Origin of the sequence: Curtobacterium sp. BNK-1 (genome assembly GCF_048685235.1) — a bacterium.
Lineage (GTDB): Bacteria > Pseudomonadota > Gammaproteobacteria > Enterobacterales > Enterobacteriaceae > Pantoea > Pantoea agglomerans.
On the sequence record NZ_JBLQTJ010000001.1, the window covers coordinates 4,004,943 to 4,022,733 of the forward strand.

A 17,791-nucleotide genomic window follows, 5' to 3' on the forward strand; every position below is an offset into this window, starting at 1 on the left:
AAGCCGCATGAAATATCACGATTTAAGAGACTTTCTCGCGCTGCTCGAACAGCGCGGTGAGCTAAAGCGCATTACCCAGTCGATCGATCCTGAACTGGAAATGACCGAAATCGCCGACCGCACTCTGCGTGCCGGTGGCCCGGCTCTGCTGTTTGAAAACCCGAAAGGGTACGACATGCCGGTGCTGTGCAATCTGTTCGGCACACCAAAGCGTGTGGCAATGGGCATGGGCCAGGAAGAGGTCAGCGCACTGCGTGAAGTGGGTAAACTGCTGGCCTTCCTGAAAGAGCCGGAGCCGCCAAAAGGCTTCCGCGATCTGTTCGATAAGATGCCGCAGTTTAAGCAGGTCCTGAACATGCCGACCAAACGCCTGCGCAATGCACCCTGTCAGGAAGAGGTGTTCAGCGGCGATGAAGTCGATCTGACGCGGATTCCGGTGATGAAGTGCTGGCCGGGCGATGCGGCACCGCTGATTACCTGGGGGCTGACCGTGACGCGCGGCCCGCACAAAGAGCGGCAGAATCTTGGGATCTACCGGCAGCAGGTGATCGGCAAAAATCGTCTGATCATGCGCTGGCTGTCGCACCGTGGCGGTGCGCTCGATTATCTGGAGTGGACGAAAGCGCATCCGGGTGAGCGCTTTCCGGTCTCGGTGGCGCTGGGTGCCGATCCCGCCACTATCCTTGGGGCCGTAACACCGGTGCCTGATACGCTGTCAGAATATGCGTTTGCCGGTTTACTGCGCGGCAATAAAACCGAAGTAGTGAAATGCCTCTCGAACGATCTCGAAGTTCCCGCCAGTGCGGAAATCGTGCTGGAAGGGTATATCGAAGCGGGCGATATGGCGCCGGAAGGACCTTACGGCGACCACACCGGCTACTACAATGAAGTAGATAGCTTCCCGGTGTTTACCGTTACGCATATTACGCAGCGCCATAAGCCTATCTATCACTCCACCTATACCGGCCGTCCGCCAGATGAACCTGCGGTGCTGGGTGTGGCGCTGAATGAAGTGCTGGTGCCGATTCTGGTGAAGCAGTTCCCGGAGATCGTGGACTTCTATCTGCCGCCAGAAGGATGTTCATACCGGCTGGCGGTCGTGACGATTAAAAAGCAGTACGCGGGGCATGCCAAACGTGTCATGTTTGGCGTCTGGTCGTTTCTGCGGCAGTTCATGTACACCAAATTTGTTATTGTGTGTGACGATGACGTTAATGCGCGTGACTGGAACGACGTGATCTGGGCGATCACCACGCGTATGGATCCGGCCCGCGATACGGTATTAGTGGAAAATACCCCAATCGATTATCTCGATTTCGCTTCGCCCGTTTCCGGGCTGGGATCGAAGATGGGGATGGATGCGACCAATAAGTGGCCAGGTGAAACGCAGCGCGAATGGGGTACACCTATCGTCAAAGATCCTGCGGTCACCGCGCGCATTGATGCTATCTGGGATGAGCTAGGTATTTTTGATCAGCCGCCACAGCGTTGATGGCGAGCACAACCATAAAGACGACCCGACAGAGGGAACGCATGACAACGTTAAGCTGTAAAGTAACTTCGGTTGAGGCGATTACCGACACGGTCTATCGCGTTCGCCTGATCCCTGAAGCGGAATTCAGTTTTCGCGCGGGACAGTATCTGATGGTAGTGATGGACGAGCGTGACAAGCGTCCGTTCTCACTGGCCTCAACGCCGATGGAAAAAGATATCATTGAGTTGCATATCGGCGCGTCCGATCTGAACCTCTATGCCATGGCCGTCATGGATCGCATCCGTAACGATCGCCAGATTACGGTTGATATGCCGCACGGCGATGCCTGGCTGCGTGAAGAGAGCAGCAAGCCGCTGATCCTGATTGCAGGCGGCACCGGTTTCTCCTATGCCCGTTCGATTCTGCTCACTGCACTGGCGGAACAGCCAGAGCGCGATATCGCCATTTACTGGGGCGGACGTGAGCTCAAGCATTTGTACGATCTGGAAGAGCTGGATGCGCTGGCAGTGAAGCACCCGAACCTGAAGGTGATTCCGGTTGTCGAGCAACCTGAAGCGGGCTGGCAGGGCCGTTCAGGTACGGTACTGACAGCAGTAATGCAGGACTTCAGTACGCTGAGCGAGCATGAGATCTACATCGCCGGACGTTTTGAGATGGCGAAGATTGCCCGCGATCGTTTCTGTGCCGAGCGTGGCGCGGTGGAGTCACAGATGTATGGCGATGCGTTTGCCTTTATCTGATTCCCTGTAGCAGCCTGTAGCAGACAGAAAAAACCCGCCGGTTTACGGCGGGTAAATCTGACAAAGTAAGACTCAACGTATTACAGACGCTCGAATACGGTCGCAATGCCCTGACCCAGTCCGATACACATGGTGGCGAGGCCAAAACGGGCGTCGCGTCGCTCCATAATATTCAGCAACGTTGTGCTGATGCGTGCGCCGGAGCAGCCCAGCGGATGGCCTAACGCAATCGCGCCGCCATTCAGATTGACCTTATCATCTATCCGTTCCAGCAAACCTAAGTCCTTGATGCAGGGCAGCGTCTGCGCGGCAAAGGCTTCGTTCAGCTCAAACACATCGATATCACTGACGCTCAGTCCCGCCCGTTTCAATGCCAGTTTGCTGGCCGGTACCGGTCCATAGCCCATTATCGAAGGATCACAGCCCACCACCGCCATGCTGCGGATGCGCGCGCGCGGTGTCAGCCCCAGCTCACGGGCGCGTGATTCACTCATGACCAGCATGGCGGCCGCGCCATCTGACAACGCCGACGATGTACCCGCCGTGACGGTGCCGTTAACCGGATCGAAGGCGGGTTTGAGTGCCGCCAGTCCTTCGGCGCTGGTCTCCTCGCGAATCACCTCATCGAAGTCATAGCGTTTAAGAATGCCGTCGCTGTCGTGACCATAGGTGGCGACAATCTCTGTTGCAAAGTCCCCACGCTGGGTGGCCTGCCAGGCCCGCTGGTGTGAACGCAGGGCAAATGCATCCTGCTGCTCACGGCTGATATGATGCATTCGCGCCAGCATTTCAGCCGTTAAGCCCATCATGCCTGCTGCTTTTGCCACGGTTCGGCCCAGACCGGGATGAAAGTCGACGCCGTGATTCATCGGCACATGTCCCATATGCTCCACGCCACCGATCAGACAGCATTGCGCATCACCGACCATAATGGCGCGGGCCGCATCATGCAGCGCCTGCATTGAAGAGCCACACAGTCGGTTGACGGTGGTGGCCGGCACTGAATGCGGGATTTCGGCCAGCAGCGCGGCGTTACGCGCGATATTAAATCCCTGTTCCAGCGTCTGCTGTACGCAGCCCCAGACGATATCGTCCAGTGATGTCGGGTTCACCGCCGGGTTGCGGCTCAGGAGTTCGCGCATCAGGTGCGCAGAGAGATCTTCAGCGCGCACGTGACGAAAGGCGCCGCCTTTTGAACGTCCCATTGGCGTGCGCACCGCATCAATAATCACCACATTTTCCATCTTTTTGCCCTCAGGCGCTTTTCAGCGCGGCTTCATCAATCGGTTTGGCGGCGGGATACCAGCTTTCATGCTGATGGGCTTTCTGCACCAGCAGCGCAGGCAGGGCATATAAGCCACCGAGCGCGCTATAACGCCGGGCCTGATCCACCACATTGCTGTTGCCCAGGGTATCGAGATAGCGGAAAGCGCCGCCACGGAAAGGCGGGAAGCCGAGACCATAGACCAGCGCCATATCCGCTTCCGCTGGCGAGGCAATAATCTTCTCTTCCAGGCAGCGCACTACTTCATTCAGCATTGGCAGCATCATGCGATTCAGGATCTCTTCGTCGCTGAAGACCCGCTTAGGCTGGCAGACCTGCTCCAGCAGCGTATCCACTTCGGTATCAGCCACTTTTGTCAGCTTGCCCTTTTTATCTTCTTCCCAGCGCCAGAAGCCTTTGCCATTTTTCTGGCCAAAACGACCGGCATCAAACAGCAGATCGATCGCATCACGATAGTCATGCTTCATACGATCCGGGAAACCGTCAGCCATGACGCTTTGCGCGTGGTGCGCGGTATCGATGCCGACCACATCCAGCAGCCATGAGGGGCCCATCGGCCAGCCAAACTGTTTTTCCATCACTTTATCAATCTGACGGAAATCGGCGCCGTCGCGCAGCAGCAGGCTGAAAGCGGCGAAGTAAGGGAACAGCACCCGGTTAACAAAGAAGCCCGGACAGTCATTCACTACGATCGGGGTTTTGCCCATTTTGCTGGCCCAGGCCACCACTTTGCTCAGGGTCGCTTCACTGGTTTTCTCGCCACGAACCACCTCTACCAGCGGCATACGCGGTACCGGATTGAAGAAGTGCATGCCGCAGAAGTTTTCCGGACGCTGAAGCGCCTGCGCCAGCTGGCTGATGGGAATGGTCGAGGTATTGGAGGCCAGAATCGCATCCTCACGCAGATGCTGTTCGGTTTCCGCCAGCACTTTTGCCTTGATCAGCGGGTTCTCTACCACCGCTTCAACCACCACATCAGCCTGTTCAAAACCGGCGTAATCCAGCGTGGGCTGGATAGTGGCGATCACACTGGCGAGTTTGTTGCCGTCGATTTTGCCGCGTTCCAGCAGCTTATTGAGCAGCTTGCTGGCTTCGTTCATCCCCAGCGTTAACGCCTGTGGATTGATATCTTTCATTCTGACCGGCACGCCTTTCCACGCAGACTGGTAGCTGATGCCGCCACCCATGATGCCTGCGCCCAGTACCGCTGCCTGAGCGGGTGCGCCGCTTTCGCTGCCGCGCTTTTTCGCCAGACCTTTCACATACTGGTCGTTGAGGAAGATGCCGACCAGCGCGCGTGCTTCATCAGACTGTGCCAGCGGCACAAACGCTGCGGTTTCAAGCTTCAGCGCGTCATCGCGGCCAAGGCTGGCTGCAGCTTCAATGGTTTTTACCGCCATCAGCGGAGCGGGATAATGCTTGCCTGCGGTTTGCAGCACCATGGCTTTCGCGATAGTGAAGCTCATGGCCGCTTCAATCGGGCTGAGTTTCAGCGGAGCCAGCTTAGGGGCCCGGCGGGCGCGCCAGCTGCCATCAGTGGCAGCGGCCTTAAGCATGGTGATTCCCGCCTCACGCAGTTTCTCGCGAGACACCACGGCATCGACCAGACCGAGTTTAAGAGCGGCATTGCCATCGACATCTTTTCCCGCCGCAATAATTTCCAGCGCACTGTCGGCGCCCAGCAGGCGCGGCAATCGCACGCTGCCGCCAAATCCCGGCATGATGCCGAGTTTGGTTTCCGGCAGGCCAATACGGGCGTCCGCAGTAGCGATACGCAGATCGGTTGCCAGTACGCATTCACATCCGCCGCCCAGTGCATAGCCGTCAATGGCGGCCAGAGTCGGTACCGGCAAATCTTCCAGACGATTGAAGATGCTGTTGGCGTAACTCAGCCACTGGCTCAGTTTTTCGGTGGGTGCATCAAACAGTGAAAGGAACTCGGTGATATCTGCCCCTACAATAAAGGCAGGTTTAGCGGAGCTCAGCAGCAGGCCGCGCAGTTCTGGCTGCTGCTCCAGCACAGCTATTGCCTCGCCCAGGCTGGCGACAGTTTGCGTATCGAGCTTGTTGACCGAGCCCGTAGCGTCAAAAACCAGCTCGGCGATGCCATCGTCCAGCCAGTGAAGAGTAAGGTTAGCGCCTTGGTAGAGCATGTGCGTCTCCTGAAACCGCGAAAGGTGATCTGGTCATACCAGATGATCGTGAGTGTGGGAGCGATGTTAATTTTTTGCAAACTGGTCTTTGCTTATTTGCTAACAAGATCACAGCTGCGCCGACTTCGGCATCTGCGCAAGGGGTATGCTAAACTGCGGCCATTTCGCGACACTGGAGAGACGTCAATGGATTCACTGAAGACCTTGTATCACGCGCACATCGCCACGTTGCAACAACGGGCGCAGCAGGTGCTGGCACGCAATAAACTGGATGCGATGTTGATCCATTCCGGTGAGTTGTTGACGGTGTTTCTGGATGATCACACTTATCCGTTTAAGGTGAATCCGCAGTTCAAGGCCTGGGTGCCGGTGACGCAGGTGCCCAACTGCTGGCTCTGGATTGATGGGGTGAACAAACCGAAACTGTGGTTCTACTCTCCGGTGGATTACTGGCATAACGTTGAACCGTTGCCGGATAGCTTCTGGACCGGGGATATCGACGTTATCGGCCTGAAAAATGCGGATGAGATAGCGCAGTTGCTGCCTGCACAGCGTGATAACGTCGCCTATATCGGCCCGGTTAACGCGCGTGCATCTCAGCTCGGTATTGCCTCTGGCAATATTAATCCTAAAGCGGTCATCGACTTCCTGCACTTCCATCGCAGCATCAAAACTGATTATGAACTCGCCTGTCTGCGCCAGGCGCAGAAGCTGGCGGTTGCCGGTCATCGCGCGGCGAAAGAGGCGTTCTCGGCGGGCTTAAGCGAGTTCGATATCAATCAGGCGTATCTGACCGCTACCGGTCATCGCGACACCGATGTACCTTACGGCAATATCATTGCGCTGAATGAGCACGCTGCGGTGCTGCACTACACCCGGCTGGATCATCAGCCACCTGCGAAACGCCATAGCTTTTTGATTGATGCGGGTGCCGAGTATCTTGGCTATGCCGCTGATTTGACCCGCAGCTATGCGGCGCAGAGCAGTTCGCTCTATGCCAGAATGGTTGAGGCGATGAACACTGAAGAGCTGGCCCTGATAGCCACGCTGAAACCGGGCGTACGCTACACCGATTACCACCTTCAGATGCATCAGCGTATTGCGAAGATGTTGCTGAAGTTTGAGCTGGTTCAGGGAATCAGCGAAGAAGCGCTGGTGGCTGAAGATCTGACCGGTCCGTTTATGCCACATGGCCTGGGGCATCCGCTGGGTCTGCAGGTCCATGACGTTGCCGGTTTTATGCAGGATGAGCAGGGCACCCATCTCGCCGCGCCAGCGCAATATCCTTATCTTCGCTGCACCCGCGTGCTGCAACCGGGCATGGTATTAACCATTGAGCCGGGCTTCTATATTATTGATTCGTTACTCAAGCCGCTGCGTGAAGGCCGTTTCAGTCAGCACTTTAACTGGCAGGCCATTGATGCGCTTCGGCCTTATGGCGGGATTCGTATCGAGGATAACGTGGTGATCCATGCGCATCGCGTTGAGAACATGACCCGCGATCTGCATCTGGCCTGATGGAGGCCTTTGATATTCCCGCTGTGCCAGTAAGCAGCAGTGAGGAGACAATCAAAAAGAGTCGCTTCATTACGCTACTGGCGCACACCGAGGGTGCAGAGGCGGCGCGCGCGTTTGTCCAGCAGGTTAAAAGCGAGCATCCCACTGCCCGGCATCACTGCTGGGCCTGGGTAGCGGGCGCGCCGAATGATTCTCAGCAACTCGGTTTCTCTGATGATGGTGAACCTTCGGGTACGGCAGGGAAACCGATGCTGGCGCAACTGATGGGCGCGGATATTGGCGAGATTACCGCTGTGGTGGTGCGTTACTACGGTGGCATCATGCTGGGAACCGGCGGCTTAGTGAAAGCGTATGGTGGTGGCGTCCAGCAGGGGCTTAAGCAGCTGCCACGGCAGCGCAAAGTGCCGATGAAGCTGTTCACTTTGCAATGTGACTATGCACAGCTCAGTGATATTGAACGGCTGGTACAGCGTTTTGAAGGTAAGGTGACCGACAGCCAGTTTCAGGATCGTATTGCATTGACGCTGGCTGTACCTTACGGACAGATCGACGGGTTCAAAAAAAATCTGTCAGACTTTAGTCGGGGCGCGTTATCGCTGATCCCGCTCACACCATGATGTTCATCTCTTTTATTTAAAGGAACGGCTGAATGCACTTTCGCGCCATTACCCGCATAGTCGGTCTGCTGGTGATCCTCTTTTCAGTGACGATGATTTTGCCCGGCCTGGTCGCCTTAATTTATCGCGATGGCGCAGGGCGGGCGTTTAGCCAGACCTTTATGATGGCGCTGGTGATCGGCTCGCTGCTGTGGTGGCCGAATCGCAAAAAGAAAACCGAACTCAAACCGCGGGAAGGGTTTCTGATTGTGGTCCTGTTCTGGACGGTGCTGGGCAGCGTAGGGGCGATGCCCTTTATCTTTGCCGAACAGCCGCATCTTTCGGTGACGGATGCGTTCTTTGAATCTTTCTCTGGCCTGACAACCACCGGTGCCACCACGCTGGTGGGGCTGGACTCGTTGCCTAAGGCGATTCTCTTCTATCGGCAGATGCTGCAGTGGCTGGGCGGTATGGGGATCATCGTATTAGCCGTGGCGATACTGCCGATTCTGGGCGTCGGGGGCATGCAGCTCTATCGCGCTGAAATGCCGGGGCCGCTGAAAGATAATAAAATGCGACCGCGTATCGCCGAGACGGCTAAAACACTCTGGCTGATCTACGTCCTGCTGACGATAGCCTGTGCGCTGGCATTGTGGCTGGCGGGAATGCCAGCGTTTGATGCTATTGGCCACAGTTTCTCGACTATCGCCATTGGCGGCTTCTCAACCCATGATGCCAGTATCGGCTATTTTAACAGTGGCACCATCAATACCATCGTGGCGGTGTTTCTGCTGATCTCAGGCTGTAACTACGGCCTGCACTTTGCCATGTTAAGCGGACGCAATCTGCGTGTGTACTGGCGCGACCCTGAGTTCCGCATGTTTATTGGCGTTCAGCTGACGCTGGTGTTGATCTGTACCCTGGTGCTCTGGTTCCATAATGTCTATGAAAGTGGCTGGCAGACGCTGAACCAGGCCTTTTTCCAGGTGGTTTCCATGGCGACGACGGCGGGATTCACGACCGACAGCATCGCTCGCTGGCCATTGTTCCTGCCGGTACTGCTGTTGTGCTCCGCCTTTATCGGCGGCTGTGCCGGTTCAACCGGCGGTGGTCTGAAGGTGATTCGCATACTGCTGTTATGCAAGCAGGGTAACCGTGAGCTTAAGCGTCTGGTTCACCCCAATGCGGTCTACACCATTAAGCTGGGCAACCGGGCGCTGCCGGAACGTATCCTTGAAGCTGTATGGGGATTCTTCTCGGCTTATGCGCTGGTGTTCCTGATCAGCATGCTGGCGATCATCGCTACCGGTGTTGATGACTTCTCGGCTTTTGCTGCCGTTGCCGCGACGCTCAATAACCTCGGCCCTGGCTTAGGGGTCGTAGCTGATAACTTCACTTCAATGAATGACGTGGCGAAATGGATTCTTATTTCCACCATGTTGTTCGGGCGTCTCGAGGTATTCACCTTGCTGGTGCTGTTCACGCCTACTTTCTGGCGTGAATAATTAATAAGGATGCTGACATGAAAGCGCTGATTCTCTATTCCACTCGCGACGGACAAACCAAGAAGATTGCCTCTTCTATTGCTGATGTGATCCGTCAGCAGCAGCAGTGTGATGTACTGAACATTCAGGATGCCACTCTGCCTGACTGGGCACAGTATGATCGTGTGTTAATTGGCGCATCTATCCGCTATGGCCATTTTCAGCCGGTCGTCGATAAGTTCGTTAAACAACACCTTCATGAGTTGCAGCAGCGTACCAGCGGTTTCTTTTCGGTGAACCTGACGGCGCGCAAACCTGAGAAGCGCTCTCCTGAAACCAATGCCTATACGCAGAAGTTCCTGGCACACTCGCCGTGGCAGCCTGATTGCTGTGCCGTGTTCGCAGGCGCGCTCTATTATCCGCGCTATCGCTGGTTCGATCGCGTCATGATCCAGTTGATTATGCGCATGACCGGTGGTGAGACAGATTCGACGAAAGAAGTGGAGTATACGGACTGGCAGCAGGTAGGCACTTTTGCCAATGATTTTGCACAGTTACCAGGCAAATCGTAGCGAAATAGCGCGATTTGATGAAAATTACTGCGAACGATAATCTTTTCGTAATAAACACTTGTCAGCCCGCGCGAACTCCCTATAATGCGCCTCCACTGACACGGCAAACCGGAAACGGAAAACGGGTCAGGAGGCACAGGAGACTGCGCCGCCGGAGAAAAACTTCTGAGAAAGAGGTTGACTCTGCAGGAGGAAAGCGTAATATACGCCACCTCGCGACAGGACGCTAACGCACTGTTCGCACTGCTCTTTAACAATTTATCAGACAATCTGTGTGGGCACTCGCAGGATTGATATCAGCGTCTCCGGACGTAAAAAATATCAAGCCTCACGAGTGAACACATAATGAAATTCATTATGACGTTTTACAGATGAGCACCGCTTAACTTGTTTAAGCAAATCAAACTTAAATTGAAGAGTTTGATCATGGCTCAGATTGAACGCTGGCGGCAGGCCTAACACATGCAAGTCGGACGGTAGCACAGAGGAGCTTGCTCCTTGGGTGACGAGTGGCGGACGGGTGAGTAATGTCTGGGGATCTGCCCGATAGAGGGGGATAACCACTGGAAACGGTGGCTAATACCGCATAACGTCGCAAGACCAAAGAGGGGGACCTTCGGGCCTCTCACTATCGGATGAACCCAGATGGGATTAGCTAGTAGGCGGGGTAATGGCCCACCTAGGCGACGATCCCTAGCTGGTCTGAGAGGATGACCAGCCACACTGGAACTGAGACACGGTCCAGACTCCTACGGGAGGCAGCAGTGGGGAATATTGCACAATGGGCGCAAGCCTGATGCAGCCATGCCGCGTGTATGAAGAAGGCCTTCGGGTTGTAAAGTACTTTCAGCGGGGAGGAAGGCGACGGGGTTAATAACCCTGTCGATTGACGTTACCCGCAGAAGAAGCACCGGCTAACTCCGTGCCAGCAGCCGCGGTAATACGGAGGGTGCAAGCGTTAATCGGAATTACTGGGCGTAAAGCGCACGCAGGCGGTCTGTTAAGTCAGATGTGAAATCCCCGGGCTTAACCTGGGAACTGCATTTGAAACTGGCAGGCTTGAGTCTTGTAGAGGGGGGTAGAATTCCAGGTGTAGCGGTGAAATGCGTAGAGATCTGGAGGAATACCGGTGGCGAAGGCGGCCCCCTGGACAAAGACTGACGCTCAGGTGCGAAAGCGTGGGGAGCAAACAGGATTAGATACCCTGGTAGTCCACGCCGTAAACGATGTCGACTTGGAGGTTGTTCCCTTGAGGAGTGGCTTCCGGAGCTAACGCGTTAAGTCGACCGCCTGGGGAGTACGGCCGCAAGGTTAAAACTCAAATGAATTGACGGGGGCCCGCACAAGCGGTGGAGCATGTGGTTTAATTCGATGCAACGCGAAGAACCTTACCTACTCTTGACATCCAGCGAACTTAGCAGAGATGCTTTGGTGCCTTCGGGAACGCTGAGACAGGTGCTGCATGGCTGTCGTCAGCTCGTGTTGTGAAATGTTGGGTTAAGTCCCGCAACGAGCGCAACCCTTATCCTTTGTTGCCAGCGATTCGGTCGGGAACTCAAAGGAGACTGCCGGTGATAAACCGGAGGAAGGTGGGGATGACGTCAAGTCATCATGGCCCTTACGAGTAGGGCTACACACGTGCTACAATGGCGCATACAAAGAGAAGCGACCTCGCGAGAGCAAGCGGACCTCACAAAGTGCGTCGTAGTCCGGATCGGAGTCTGCAACTCGACTCCGTGAAGTCGGAATCGCTAGTAATCGTGGATCAGAATGCCACGGTGAATACGTTCCCGGGCCTTGTACACACCGCCCGTCACACCATGGGAGTGGGTTGCAAAAGAAGTAGGTAGCTTAACCTTCGGGAGGGCGCTTACCACTTTGTGATTCATGACTGGGGTGAAGTCGTAACAAGGTAACCGTAGGGGAACCTGCGGTTGGATCACCTCCTTACCTGAAGATACCTTCCCGCGCAGTGTCCACACAGATTGTCTGATAAAAAGTAACGAGCAGAAAAAACCTCTACAGGCTTGTAGCTCAGGTGGTTAGAGCGCACCCCTGATAAGGGTGAGGTCGGTGGTTCAAGTCCACTCAGGCCTACCAAATTCGCACTCACGCTGCGTTATGTCTCCGGCTCGCATAGTTCACTATGCTTCGCGGAAACATTCCTTGCCTGAGCACGAATTACATTTCTCACGAAGTGTACTCGGTTGAGTGGTAGTAGTGGTCTCTGCAGTAACTGTATGGGGCTATAGCTCAGCTGGGAGAGCGCCTGCCTTGCACGCAGGAGGTCAGCGGTTCGATCCCGCTTAGCTCCACCATACCGTTTATCTGTTTTTTTCTGAAATACCTCAGAGCATACCGGCGACGGTGTGCTGCGACGTATTATGCTCTTTAACAATCCGGAACAAGCTGAAAATTGAAACGACGCAGCGCGTCATTCCTCCGTAATAAGGAATGACTTGGCGATGTGTTCGAGTCTCTCAAATGCTTGCAGCACGCAGCGTTGTAAAACGCCTGTGGGTTGTGAGGTTAAGCGACTAAGCGTACACGGTGGATGCCCAGGCAGTCAGAGGCGATGAAGGACGTGCTAATCTGCGTAAAGCGACGGTAAGGTGATATGAACCGCTACAGCCGTCGATGTCCGAATGGGGAAACCCGGTGCACTCTGTGCATCATTGCAGCATGAATACATAGTGCTGCAAGGCGAACCGGGGGAACTGAAACATCTAAGTACCCCGAGGAAAAGAAATCAACCGAGATTCCCCCAGTAGCGGCGAGCGAACGGGGAGCAGCCCAGAGCCTGAATCAGTTTGTGTGTTAGTGGAAGCGTCTGGAAAGTCGCAGGGTACAGGGTGATACTCCCGTACACAAAAGCACACAAGCTGTGAGCTCGATGAGTAAGGCGGGACACGTGGTATCCTGTCTGAATATGGGGGGACCATCCTCCAAGGCTAAATACTCCTGACTGACCGATAGTGAACCAGTACCGTGAGGGAAAGGCGAAAAGAACCCCGGCGAGGGGAGTGAAACAGAACCTGAAACCGTGTACGTACAAGCAGTGGGAGCCTTCTTTATGGGGGTGACTGCGTACCTTTTGTATAATGGGTCAGCGACTTATATTCTGTAGCAAGGTTAACCGTATAGGGGAGCCGCAGGGAAACCGAGTCTTAACTGGGCGTTAAGTTGCAGGGTATAGACCCGAAACCCGGTGATCTAGCCATGGGCAGGTTGAAGGTTGGGTAACACTAACTGGAGGACCGAACCGACTAATGTTGAAAAATTAGCGGATGACCTGTGGCTGGGGGTGAAAGGCCAATCAAACCGGGAGATAGCTGGTTCTCCCCGAAAGCTATTTAGGTAGCGCCTCGTGAACTCATCTTCGGGGGTAGAGCACTGTTTCGGCTAGGGGGCCATCCCGGCTTACCAACCCGATGCAAACTGCGAATACCGAAGAATGTTATCACGGGAGACACACGGCGGGTGCTAACGTCCGTCGTGAAGAGGGAAACAACCCAGACCGCCAGCTAAGGTCCCAAAGTCATGGTTAAGTGGGAAACGATGTGGGAAGGCACAGACAGCCAGGATGTTGGCTTAGAAGCAGCCATCATTTAAAGAAAGCGTAATAGCTCACTGGTCGAGTCGGCCTGCGCGGAAGATGTAACGGGGCTAAACCATGCACCGAAGCTGCGGCAGCGACGCTTATGCGTTGTTGGGTAGGGGAGCGTTCTGTAAGCCGTCGAAGGTGTGCTGTGAGGCATGCTGGAGGTATCAGAAGTGCGAATGCTGACATAAGTAACGATAAAGCGGGTGAAAAGCCCGCTCGCCGGAAGACCAAGGGTTCCTGTTCAACGTTAATCGGAGCAGGGTGAGTCGACCCCTAAGGCGAGGCCGAAAGGCGTAGTCGATGGGAAACAGGTTAATATTCCTGTACTCGGTGTTACTGCGAAGGGGGGACGGAGAAGGCTATATCGGCCGGGCGACGGTTGTCCCGGTTTAAGCGTGTAGGCGGAGGGTCCAGGTAAATCCGGTCCCTTATTAACGCTGAGGCGTGACGACGAGGCACTACGGTGCTGAAGTGATAAATGCCCAGCTTCCAGGAAAAGCCTCTAAGCATCAGGTAACACAGAATCGTACCCCAAACCGACACAGGTGGTCAGGTAGAGAATACCAAGGCGCTTGAGAGAACTCGGGTGAAGGAACTAGGCAAAATGGTGCCGTAACTTCGGGAGAAGGCACGCTGGCGCGTAGGTGGAGGGACCTGCTCCCCGAGCCGAAGCCAGTCGAAGATACCAGCTGGCTGCAACTGTTTATTAAAAACACAGCACTGTGCAAACACGAAAGTGGACGTATACGGTGTGACGCCTGCCCGGTGCCGGAAGGTTAATTGATGGGGTTATCCGTAAGGAGAAGCTCTTGATCGAAGCCCCGGTAAACGGCGGCCGTAACTATAACGGTCCTAAGGTAGCGAAATTCCTTGTCGGGTAAGTTCCGACCTGCACGAATGGCGTAATGATGGCCAGGCTGTCTCCACCCGAGACTCAGTGAAATTGAACTCGCTGTGAAGATGCAGTGTACCCGCGGCAAGACGGAAAGACCCCGTGAACCTTTACTACAGCTTGACACTGAACATTGAGCCTTGATGTGTAGGATAGGTGGGAGGCTTTGAAGCGCAGACGCCAGTCTGCGTGGAGCCAACCTTGAAATACCACCCTTTAATGTTTGATGTTCTAACGTAGGCCCGTGATCCGGGCTGCGGACAGTGTCTGGTGGGTAGTTTGACTGGGGCGGTCTCCTCCTAAAGAGTAACGGAGGAGCACGAAGGTCAGCTAATCACGGTCGGACATCGTGAGGTTAGTGCAATGGCATAAGCTGGCTTGACTGCGAGAGTGACGGCTCGAGCAGGTGCGAAAGCAGGTCATAGTGATCCGGTGGTTCTGAATGGAAGGGCCATCGCTCAACGGATAAAAGGTACTCCGGGGATAACAGGCTGATACCGCCCAAGAGTTCATATCGACGGCGGTGTTTGGCACCTCGATGTCGGCTCATCACATCCTGGGGCTGAAGTAGGTCCCAAGGGTACGGCTGTTCGCCGTTTAAAGTGGTACGCGAGCTGGGTTTAGAACGTCGTGAGACAGTTCGGTCCCTATCTGCCGTGGGCGCTGGAGAATTGAGGGGGGTTGCTCCTAGTACGAGAGGACCGGAGTGAACGCACCACTGGTGTTCGGGTTGTCATGCCAATGGCATTGCCCGGTAGCTAAGTGCGGAAAAGATAAGTGCTGAAAGCATCTAAGCACGAAACTTGCCCCGAGATGAGTTCTCCCTGACTCCTTGAGAGTCCTGAAGGGACGTTGAAGACTACGACGTTGATAGGCCGGGTGTGTAAGCGCAGCGATGCGTTGAGCTAACCGGTACTAATGACCCGTGAGGCTTAACCTTACAACGCCAGAGGCGTTTTTGAGAGACAGATTTTCAGCTTGTTACCGGATACAGTTGTGTCCTGCGGACTGAAGTCCGAAGGATTTTGCGCTGAGGCAAGGCGGCAACCGGGCGATACGAAGGAGCATACTGAAGTATGTGACGGAGTAGCGCGAGGGCGGCCAACGCAGCATCAGCACAAAAGACACAGGACAGAGCACAAAGAATTTGCCTGGCGGCTTTAGCGCGGTGGTCCCACCTGACCCCATGCCGAACTCAGAAGTGAAACGCCGTAGCGCCGATGGTAGTGTGGGGTCTCCCCATGCGAGAGTAGGGAACTGCCAGGCATTAAATAAGTGAAGAAGCCCCGCACGGAAGTGCGGGGCTTTTTTACGTCTGCAGATCGTGAAAAACCTCATCATAACCCCCGAAAACAGCCTGAGAACCCCTCTCTGATACGGTAAACTACGGCCAGATAACTCAGTAAAGGCCGTCAAATGTCCAGCCAGCATCCCTCCTTAAAAGCCGACAATACGCTTGGGCTTGAAGTACATACACAGAAACGCATCGTCGCCGAGACGCCAGCCGCCATTCTGGCAGCATGGCAGGCAAGCCAGAGTGATCAAACGCCTTTCCTTGTGCTCGGTGAAGGCAGCAATGTCCTATTCCTGGAAGATTTTGCCGGTACAGTGGTGCTGAACCGCATCAAAGGCATCAAAATTCAGGATGAATATGAGTGCTGGAAATTACACGTCGGGGCAGGTGAGAACTGGCATCAGCTGGTTAAAAGCACGCTGGAAAAAGGAATCACAGGCCTGGAAAATCTGGCGTTGATCCCTGGTATGACCGGTTCGGCACCGATTCAGAACATAGGTGCTTATGGCGTGGAATTAAAAGACGTCTGCGAATACGTGGATGTACTTAATCTGCACAGTGGTCAGACAGAACGTCTCGATCGTGAAGCCTGTGAGTTTGGCTATCGTGACAGCATTTTTAAACATCACTACCAGTCAGGCTATGTCATCGTCGCAGTCGGGATAATATTGCCTAAGCAATGGCAACCGGTATTAACCTACGGCGATCTGAAAACGCTCAATCCGGTGACGGCCAATGCCTGGGATGTCTATCACGCGGTATGCCAGATGCGGCAGAGCAAACTACCCGATCCGAAAGTCACCGGTAATGTAGGCAGCTTTTTTAAAAATCCTGTCGTCACCGAGGTGCAGTGCAGCTCACTACTGACGCATTTTCCGGCTATGCCACACTATCTGATGCCAAATGGTGAAATCAAACTGGCAGCAGGATGGCTTATCGATCAGTGCCAGCTGAAAGGTTATCGCATCGGGGGCGCGGCAGTTCACCAGCAACAGGCTCTGGTGCTGATCAACGCTGAAAATGCCACTCCCGACGATATCGTTGCGCTGGCAAAAACCGTGCGCGCTCAGGTTGGTGAAAAATTCGATGTCTGGCTTGAACCCGAAGTGCGCTTTATTCAGGCGCAGGGTGAGTGTAATGCCGTCGGGGTGATCGCATGAAAGACCATAATGTTCCGCTAAAGCTGGTTGATATCTTATCTGATGGTGAGTTCCATTCCGGTGAGCAGTTGGGTGAAACGCTGGGCATGAGTCGCGCAGCCATAAATAAGCATATCCAGACGTTAAAAAGCTGGGGTCTTGATGTCTATACCGTGACAGGCAAAGGTTACAGTCTCTCTGCCCCGATACAGCTGCTGGATGAGCAGGCGATACTCTCACAGGTTACGCAGGGTAACGTCTCGGTAATCCCGGTGATTGATTCCACAAATCAGTATCTGCTGGAACGTATGCATGAAATGGAGTCGGGTGCTGCCTGCATTGCGGAATATCAGCAGGCGGGTCGTGGCCGTCGTGGCCGTCAGTGGTTTTCGCCCTTTGGCGCAAACCTCTACATGTCTATGTACTGGCGTCTGGAGCAGGGGCCGGCAGCGGCGATGGGTCTGAGCCTGGTAATTGGCATTATCATGGCTGAGACATTACGTTCATTAGGGGCCGATGATGTCCGCGTAAAATGGCCCAATGATATTTACCTGAACGATCGTAAACTGGCGGGTATTCTGGTCGAACTGACAGGTAAAACCGGCGATGCTGCGCAGATCGTGATTGGTGCGGGGATTAACCTGGCGATGCGAACAGCCGATGCATCACAGATTAATCAGGGCTGGATTAACCTGCAGGAGGCCGGGGTAACGGTAAACCGCAATGAGCTGGCGGCACGTCTGATCAACAGTCTGCGCGAAGCTCTGCCGCTCTTTGAGCAGGAGGGATTAACCCCGTTTGTCGCACGCTGGGCTGCGCTGGATAACTTTATTAACCGGCCGGTTAAGCTGCTTATCGGTGAACGTGAGGTCCATGGTATTGCGCGAGGCGTAGACAGCCAGGGTGGCCTGTTACTGGAACAGGATGGCGAAATAAAAGCCTGGGTGGGTGGAGAAATATCACTGCGTCCTGTCTGAGTAAAAAAAGCCTGCAGCAACGCAGGCTTTTTTATGACAGCA

At 54.7% G+C, this 17,791-nt stretch carries 10 protein-coding genes, 2 tRNA genes and 3 rRNA genes; 13 read left to right on the top strand and 2 right to left on the bottom strand.

The genetic code is table 11. The features are described from left to right. Positions 1–7: 7 nt before the first annotated feature. Positions 8–1,492: a 4-hydroxy-3-polyprenylbenzoate decarboxylase gene (ubiD, locus tag ACMGGP_RS18875; RefSeq protein WP_010257222.1), complete on the top strand. Its 1,485-nt coding sequence runs from the start codon at positions 8–10 to the stop codon at positions 1,490–1,492. Positions 1,493–1,533: 41 nt separating this feature from the next. Next, a complete protein-coding gene (fre, locus tag ACMGGP_RS18880; protein ID WP_010257219.1) occupies positions 1,534–2,235 on the top strand; it encodes an NAD(P)H-flavin reductase in 702 nt (233 codons plus the stop codon). An 80-nt stretch (positions 2,236–2,315) separates the two neighbouring features. On the opposite strand, the gene fadA is transcribed toward fre, so the two are convergent. Next, on the bottom strand, positions 2,316–3,479 hold the full coding sequence (gene fadA / locus ACMGGP_RS18885) for an acetyl-CoA C-acyltransferase FadA (RefSeq protein WP_064690483.1): 1,164 nt from the start codon (positions 3,477–3,479) through the stop codon (positions 2,316–2,318). A gap of 10 nt (positions 3,480–3,489) precedes the next feature. After that, the gene (gene fadB, locus ACMGGP_RS18890) at positions 3,490–5,673 is read right to left on the bottom strand and encodes a fatty acid oxidation complex subunit alpha FadB (RefSeq protein ID WP_033767553.1); all 2,184 of its coding nucleotides are present in this window, start codon (positions 5,671–5,673) and stop codon (positions 3,490–3,492) included. 186 nt (positions 5,674–5,859) lie between these two features. Here fadB and pepQ point away from each other — a divergent pair, with 186 nt between their 5' ends. The 11 genes from pepQ (at position 5,860) to birA (ending at position 17,749) form a co-directional block, all read left to right on the top strand. After that, on the top strand, positions 5,860–7,191 hold the full coding sequence (pepQ, locus tag ACMGGP_RS18895) for a Xaa-Pro dipeptidase (protein ID WP_191921814.1): 1,332 nt from the start codon (positions 5,860–5,862) through the stop codon (positions 7,189–7,191). After that, positions 7,191–7,808: an IMPACT family protein gene (locus ACMGGP_RS18900; protein WP_010257205.1), complete on the top strand. Its 618-nt coding sequence runs from the start codon at positions 7,191–7,193 to the stop codon at positions 7,806–7,808. The genes pepQ and ACMGGP_RS18900 overlap by 1 nt, the downstream gene beginning before the upstream one ends. Positions 7,809–7,840: 32 nt before the next feature. Continuing rightward, positions 7,841–9,292: a Trk system potassium transporter TrkH gene (gene trkH / locus ACMGGP_RS18905; RefSeq protein WP_010257200.1), complete on the top strand. Its 1,452-nt coding sequence runs from the start codon at positions 7,841–7,843 to the stop codon at positions 9,290–9,292. A 17-nt stretch (positions 9,293–9,309) separates the two neighbouring features. Next, entirely contained in the window at positions 9,310–9,843 is a 534-nt protein-coding gene (gene hemG / locus ACMGGP_RS18910) for a menaquinone-dependent protoporphyrinogen IX dehydrogenase (protein ID WP_163762586.1), read from the top strand. A gap of 408 nt (positions 9,844–10,251) precedes the next feature. Continuing rightward, a 16S ribosomal RNA gene (locus tag ACMGGP_RS18915) occupies positions 10,252–11,793 on the top strand. Positions 11,794–11,866: 73 nt separating this feature from the next. Next, positions 11,867–11,943: transfer RNA gene (locus tag ACMGGP_RS18920), tRNA-Ile, on the top strand. 142 nt (positions 11,944–12,085) lie between these two features. After that, a tRNA-Ala gene (locus ACMGGP_RS18925) sits at positions 12,086–12,161 on the top strand. Between the two features lie 209 nt (positions 12,162–12,370). Continuing rightward, positions 12,371–15,279: ribosomal RNA gene (locus tag ACMGGP_RS18930) — 23S ribosomal RNA — on the top strand. A 210-nt stretch (positions 15,280–15,489) separates the two neighbouring features. Next, a 5S ribosomal RNA gene (gene rrf, locus ACMGGP_RS18935) occupies positions 15,490–15,605 on the top strand. Together the 16S, 23S and 5S rRNA genes with 2 tRNA genes alongside form the textbook arrangement of a ribosomal RNA operon. A gap of 150 nt (positions 15,606–15,755) precedes the next feature. Further along, on the top strand, positions 15,756–16,793 hold the full coding sequence (murB, locus tag ACMGGP_RS18940) for a UDP-N-acetylmuramate dehydrogenase (RefSeq protein ID WP_158132083.1): 1,038 nt from the start codon (positions 15,756–15,758) through the stop codon (positions 16,791–16,793). Continuing rightward, the gene (gene birA, locus ACMGGP_RS18945) at positions 16,790–17,749 is read left to right on the top strand and encodes a bifunctional biotin--[acetyl-CoA-carboxylase] ligase/biotin operon repressor BirA (protein ID WP_010261004.1); all 960 of its coding nucleotides are present in this window, start codon (positions 16,790–16,792) and stop codon (positions 17,747–17,749) included. The genes murB and birA overlap by 4 nt, the downstream gene beginning before the upstream one ends. The last annotated feature ends 42 nt before the right edge of the window (positions 17,750–17,791 follow it).